The organism is Bacillus sp. AFS059628, from assembly GCF_002571225.1.
In the GTDB taxonomy this organism is placed as follows: domain Bacteria; phylum Bacillota; class Bacilli; order Bacillales; family Bacillaceae_G; genus Bacillus_A.
The window spans coordinates 22,400-28,608 of record NZ_NVEC01000054.1 but is presented as its reverse complement, the minus strand read 5'-3'; the positions used below and the strand labels follow the sequence as shown (position 1 = coordinate 28,608).

Annotated in this window: 5 protein-coding genes and 1 pseudogene; 2 read left to right on the top strand and 4 right to left on the bottom strand. The window is 30.5% G+C overall.

What is annotated here, in order from left to right; all coding sequences use genetic code 11:
• The coding region (locus tag COL05_RS18505; RefSeq protein WP_180233467.1) for an NTTRR-F1 domain at positions 1–572 on the bottom strand (572 nt) is incomplete at its 3' end.
• A 765-nt stretch (positions 573–1,337) separates the two neighbouring features.
• On the opposite strand from COL05_RS18505, the pseudogene COL05_RS18500 reads away from it, so the two are divergent.
• Positions 1,338–2,013: pseudogene (locus COL05_RS18500) on the top strand (DUF6037 family protein).
• 481 nt (positions 2,014–2,494) lie between these two features.
• Here the strand turns inward: COL05_RS18500 and COL05_RS18490 are convergent.
• The 3 genes from COL05_RS18490 to COL05_RS18480 all read right to left on the bottom strand — a co-directional run bounded on the left by COL05_RS18490 (position 2,495) and on the right by COL05_RS18480 (position 4,367).
• Positions 2,495–2,854 carry a helix-turn-helix domain-containing protein gene (locus COL05_RS18490; RefSeq protein WP_098669656.1) on the bottom strand — a complete coding sequence of 120 codons (360 nt, stop codon included), beginning with the start codon at positions 2,852–2,854 and terminating at the stop codon, positions 2,495–2,497.
• Between the two features lie 642 nt (positions 2,855–3,496).
• Entirely contained in the window at positions 3,497–3,781 is a 285-nt protein-coding gene (locus COL05_RS18485; protein WP_098669655.1) for an HNH endonuclease, read from the bottom strand.
• Positions 3,774–4,367 (bottom strand): hypothetical protein, encoded by a 594-nt coding sequence (locus tag COL05_RS18480; RefSeq protein WP_098669654.1) that lies wholly within the window; start codon positions 4,365–4,367, stop codon positions 3,774–3,776. Before COL05_RS18480 ends, COL05_RS18485 begins: the two co-directional genes overlap by 8 nt.
• A gap of 436 nt (positions 4,368–4,803) precedes the next feature.
• Between COL05_RS18480 and COL05_RS18475 the strand changes: the two genes are divergently transcribed.
• Complete coding sequence (locus tag COL05_RS18475) at positions 4,804–6,189, top strand: tyrosine-type recombinase/integrase (protein ID WP_180233466.1); 1,386 nt, start codon at positions 4,804–4,806, stop codon at positions 6,187–6,189.
• The last annotated feature ends 20 nt before the right edge of the window (positions 6,190–6,209 follow it).

The window sequence follows — 6,209 nt, the reverse complement described above, 5'->3', positions numbered from 1 at the left end:
GTAGGACCGGTAGGACCAGTATCTCCAGCAGGACCAGTATCTCCAGCAGGACCAGTACCTCCAGTAGGACCGGTAGGACCAGTAGGACCAGGTTGCTCTGATGCTAGCAATGCTATATCATCCACAACCACATTGGGACTTCCAATCTGCCCTAACTTAAAAATAGATACAAGGGCTTGGGTAGCCGTAGGTGGTGCTAAAGAAGTAGTTTGATACACTGTCAACCAAGTATTTTGACTGTTATCTGGGAGACCATTTGATGGAATTATAATAGTCAGACCATATCCTAAAAAATTTGCTGGAATAACTGCCCCTGCATAGTAAGCAATTGTAATCGAGATAGTAGGGCTTGCAGCTCCTCCAACTTTAGCAAGAGAAGCGAATAGTTCATAACTTTGATTTGAGGAAACAGGTACCTCTTGAACAATAACAGCATTCCCTATTCCGCCAAAAAGACTTGCACTGAAAAGGCCAGTATGACTATGTGTACCATCAATAGAAGCATTCACCGTCAAAAACGGTAAAAGTGTTCCGTTCTCAAATCCACCATTAATAATGAGATTAGTAATCAAAAAATCACCTCTGTTCTTGATATAAATTAGTAAAAATCCCTTTTTGTACATGAAGATAGATAAGACATCCCCAGAAAAATTAAACTATTATATATGTATGAAAATAATAAAATCCATGATTAAACTTTTATACCCTCCAAATAAATTTATTTATGTAACATGCTTATCTTTCTTATATGTTTTATTTATCACTGTTTAGCATAACGCATTATTATTAGTAACAAATAAAAAGGCTTACCCTTTACCTAGAAAGAGGTGAGTCTTTTTACTTTTTAATTTCTTTATGCACGTTTTTCTCCGTTTTCTTTAAATTAGCACATATTTATTAAATAACTCTTTTTTTAATTAATAATCTTCATTTCTACGAAGTGCATACTCGTATATTATTTTCTAAATACTATGTAAGAAAATAAATGGTTCTGGTGCAAAAAAATAATGTAATTAATATAAAAAAATAATAATGTACTTTTAACTTTAAGAATAGCCTAAATGCTTAAGTTGATGGATGTGTGGTGTTACCCCATAAACATAAAATAGATCAAGTATGGTTTGTGAAAAAACTGGAATCGGAAGGGATATAGTTGATGATTTAATAAGCAACTTGAACTAATTCCTCTCAAAAAAATAGACGTAGAATATTAAAGGGATTATATAAATTCAATCCGCTCGTGAAATTTCCCCCTGTAGAAAGGGATATTGCGATAAAATAGAAAAAGGCCATACTCACTTCAGAAACATGAATACTTAATTTATAGAGGGATTAATATGGAAGGGACCATTAGACTTACAAGATTATTTTCATTGTCGAAAGATATGTTTAAAAAAATCTTAATTACCAAGTTATTAATGGCATTAGGTATAAAAGCGAATTGCAAATAAGTGCGATTTTTAAATATGATTATAAAGATTTGAAAAAGAAAAAGTATGATGAACCTTCTGAGAAGAAATATACACTTGGATTATTCAAAAGAGGGACTAATGACTTTTTTGAATTACCGTTAGTATGCGAAGTTAAAGAAAACGGATTTAAGTCATTCGAATTACCAATAGAACTCGCAGGAGCTTTTTACAAGAAACTTAGTCTTTTTTTAGAGCTTGAACAATCAAAACATGGGCGTTTTAGTCCACAGCATTTTTTAATGCCTTAAATGCTGATATTCCAACAAAAGCTAGTGAAAATAATTTAGATAGAAAAGTTTGTTCATATTCATATCCTACAAGTAAAGATAATGAACACGAAAAAATTTATTTCCATAGCTTTCGCGATAATGATAAAAGAGGAGATAAACGCAGCCTAGAAAATTATATGAAAACAGAGAATCTCTTACCAGATGCTAATAAAGTTATTGGTGGAAGAAATATATCTGTATGTTTCACTGATACACCAAAAGATGAACAAACAGAATCAGAAGAAATAAACACTACAATAAACGAAATCTAAATTCTTATGTGTATAAAAATATCTTTCAATTTTATAATTATATTTATGAGAAAAATTTAAACATCCAATAATATAGTAGAATATGCATCCATCTTATGTTTAAATAATTCTTCTCCACCTTCAAGGTGTTGAACAATGTACATCATTACTATCTTATCACCTAGATATCCTCTATTTTCACCACATCCATGCTTGTTATCTGATTTTTAGTATAATAACTTTTCCATATCAGCGTTATATTTAAGGAGCATAATAATTAATACTGCATTAATTAAATAATCTAAAAAAGAAACCATATTTTTAATATGGTTTCTTTTTAGGAATGCACTTTTTCTAAACATGTTGGAAAGGATAAAGTTTTTTATTTAATGGTGTTAAAATTTCTTAGGGTGAGAAAATTCTTTTAGCGATTTTTAGACAATTTGAGACATTTATTATAAGTGAATATTTATAGTATGTATTGAAAAATATGTTGCACTTATTACTTAATGTTGTTGTTTTCTACGAACTCAGAGAAATTATGAAGAAACTTTAGAATAAATTGTAATTCATCTGCATTTTTTTGATGTAATAGAGAAGTAATGATACTAAGAGATTCCTCTCGTCGAGGGTTATCGATTAAATTGATATTACCAAAATTTAAAACTTTATCAGGTGAAACCTCTAGACCAATAGCAATTTTTTGCAGAGTAAGCATGGAAATGTTCCTTTCTCCACGTTCAACTCCACCGATATAAGCTTGTTGCAGATTGATTTGTTCAGCCAATTCTTCTTGTGTCAATCCTCTTTTTTTTCGTAAAAAGCGGATGTTTTCCCCAACTAATTTTAAGAAATCAGACAAGTGTATCACCTCTCTATCAGATTAGAGAAGTGTACAAATGAATGTAAGAACACTATAGTGATTAAAAAACAATATATAGAACTTATAAGTATTATTTTTTACATTGAATCGTTTAGTTAATTCGAGGAATGAAAATATAAAATAAACTGTATTATATCCCATTATGTTTAGTTAGTAGAGAATCTGACTGTTTTTAATGAGTGATTTATAATAAAGTATGGTTTATGTAATTATAAAATTACCATATCAAGCCATACCAAACACCACCGAACCGAACCCAGCCGGGGGATACCATGCCAAGCCCAACCTGATTAAATGACCTATCTCTTCAGCAATAGGGAGGTCATCTCCTATTGAACAGCTTAAACTGTTTCGACACAATCATGATTTTTAGAGAATGCTTATGTAACGTGAAATTTGCAGTAAATGTATTTAAATAATTGATTTATAAACAATATAGTATCAATTATTTATTTGTTATTAAATATTAATTTAGTTTAGGTCCGTGTCAAATCGTACCATACATCTAGTTGTGCTTTATAAAATGCACCAATTTAACTATATTTGAATTTCTATATTATTACTATTTCATTAGGAAATATAAAAAATTCTGTTCTACCTTTTCAATATTGATTCTTTTTCCTAAACATATTGACGCCAATCGGCTGTTATAACTCCATCTTTTAAAGCTTTTGCAATCATACCACGATGAAAGTGATCTGCACGTAAAACGTGACATCTTCTACAAAGAGTACGTAAATTTTGAAGCCTATTGTCTCCACGTATCCCACTGATTATATGATCTATATGACACTCGTTTAATAGAACTGTCTTTTTACAACGTATACATTTTTTATTATCTCTGTTCCATACAATAGGTCTTATGTTTATCCTCCAAGTTTCATAAGGGGTTCTTTTCTTAGGCATGTGCTTTTTGCTGGATGATGTTAAAATCAGTGACATGGAATCGACCAAATCCAACCTTTCTTGCATCTCCTAATCCGGCGTACGCACCAGCATCTTGGCAAATAGCTCTCATTTGTTCACGGCTAATTAAGGTTCCCTCCCATATTATACTGAACTCTGTTTCCCAACCGGATGAAATAGCTAAGCGATAACGTATATTTTTTACTCCTCTTCTAGAAACAGGGCGTACGTCAATATAAACATCCCTTTTATCATCCCTTGTTATTTCGTTAATGGGTGGAAGAAACCTGTTAATTAATATTTTGTTATCTAATACTTGGAGAGTTGAAGATACGTCTGGCTCTAAGGTTCCTCTTCCTTTGGAAATAAATTTTCCTCCTGCGCGTAAACAAGAGAAAATATAAATAGGATCCAAGTAAAGTTGACCTTGTGGAGTGGCTTGAAAGGTTTTCTTCCATTCTTGTGGATTATTTCCTGGAACTCCCCATTTTTCTTGTTTGGTTATAGGAATTGCCTCTTCGGTAAATCGATTAAATAAGAGTGGTCTAGTTCCTGAAATTTTTACATTAGCACAAATTATTGACATTTAAGTTGCCTCCTTAAATAAAACTTATAAGTATTTATTTCCTTTTTTTGATACTTTTAAACACAGGTGTGAATTTTACGTTTAAAATAATTAATAGAAAGACAACAAATACATTAGTTAAATCCTTAAAAGAGTTTGATCATATATATTTTTTGAGGAATTTACATATATTGAAAATGATATAATAGTGAAATAAATTAGAAATGAAGCTTGTAATATTAATTTTAAATGTCATTTTCCAATACTTTTTAGATAATCGCGGAACATGGGGATAATGTTGATTTTTATAGCTGATTTGTACTGTCTATAAAATACACACAAGAAAATATATATTTGGTCAGTGTTAGGATTAATAATCGTACATTGTCTTAATCGATGGGAAAACATGATATTAAAATTATGTAGGTATGTATTAAAAATATCTGGGGGAATCAATATGATTGTAATAGAGGAACTGAATGGATTTTCTTCTTTAGCATTTAGAAAGTATTACCTTACATTGGATAAAAAAATAAGATTGGAGGAAACTGTTTACATAAGTAGTGCAATAGTCAACAAAGATAACTATAAGTACATGATAATTTACGATTGTAGAAAAAAAGTAATTTCGAATGCGTATGAATTTTTGAATTTTCATCTTGCTGAAAAACCCTATAATACAAGTGAACAAGCTTTAACTGCAATAAAATTATTTTACAGTTTCGTAGAATTATTTGATATAAATGATTTTCAAAATTTGTCTTGGCGTGATGTTCAACTATTAAAAATATTTTTACTTGGAGATTGTAATAATGGAGTGGACATATCATTAAAATTAAAGTCTAAAAGAAGTAATTTAACAATAAATAATTATTTTGGTGTGTATCGTAAATATTTCGAATTTTTAGGTATAGATGACTCGATTTTATTTAAAAAAAATACCGTACGCAAGTTTAAAGGGAAAAGCGGTTTTTTGTCTCATGGATACAAGGAAATAGTTGAAAAATATACTGTGAATGAGCGTAACAATTCTAATAACGATGTTGTTCCTATGTACATAAAAGTTAATGAATTTAAGGCAATAATAAATATTGTTCGTGCGGAGTATTCTGCAAGAGAAGAAATGATAATACGATTAATGTTTGAGTGTGGTTTAAGATTGGGTGAGGTATTGGGGCTTACTTTAGAAGATATAAAAACTGATTTTTTAGAGAGCTCAAAAAAAGAACTAGATGATTTAGGGTGTATTTTTATCCGTAATCGTGTATCAGATAGAAGTGATCAAATGGCAAAGTCTTGTCTTAAGCCTATAAGAAAAGATGATTATAAAAGCAAGGACTATTCGACTAGAAAAGTAGGTTATCAAGAGATTTATCCTAGTATTTGTTTACTATTAAAACTAGACGAGTATATTGCAACCGCTCATGAAAAAATGTCATTTAAAAATCGAGAAAATTATCTTGGAAAATCGGTCGCAGACAAAGTAGATTTTATGTCTGTTCTGGGGAGAAATGATAATTTTTATATATTTTTGAGTAAAAATGGTACGCCTTTAACTAAAACGGGCTGGAACAAAACATTAAGAGAGATTTTTAAGAAAGCTGGGTTACATATAGATATTTATGAGAGGGAACATAATTTAAGCCATCGGTTTAGACATGGTTATGCCATGTTTTTGAAAAAATATCAAAATGCTGATGAACTAGATTTGAAATATGCTTTACGCCACAAATCCATAGCTAGTGTTGAATGTTATTTTAGACCGGACACGGAAGACATATTGGAGGCAAATCAAAAGGCGACAGAAAGTATGTTTTCACTTGTACCAGAACTCTATTATTAATAAATAAGGAGAATAAATCG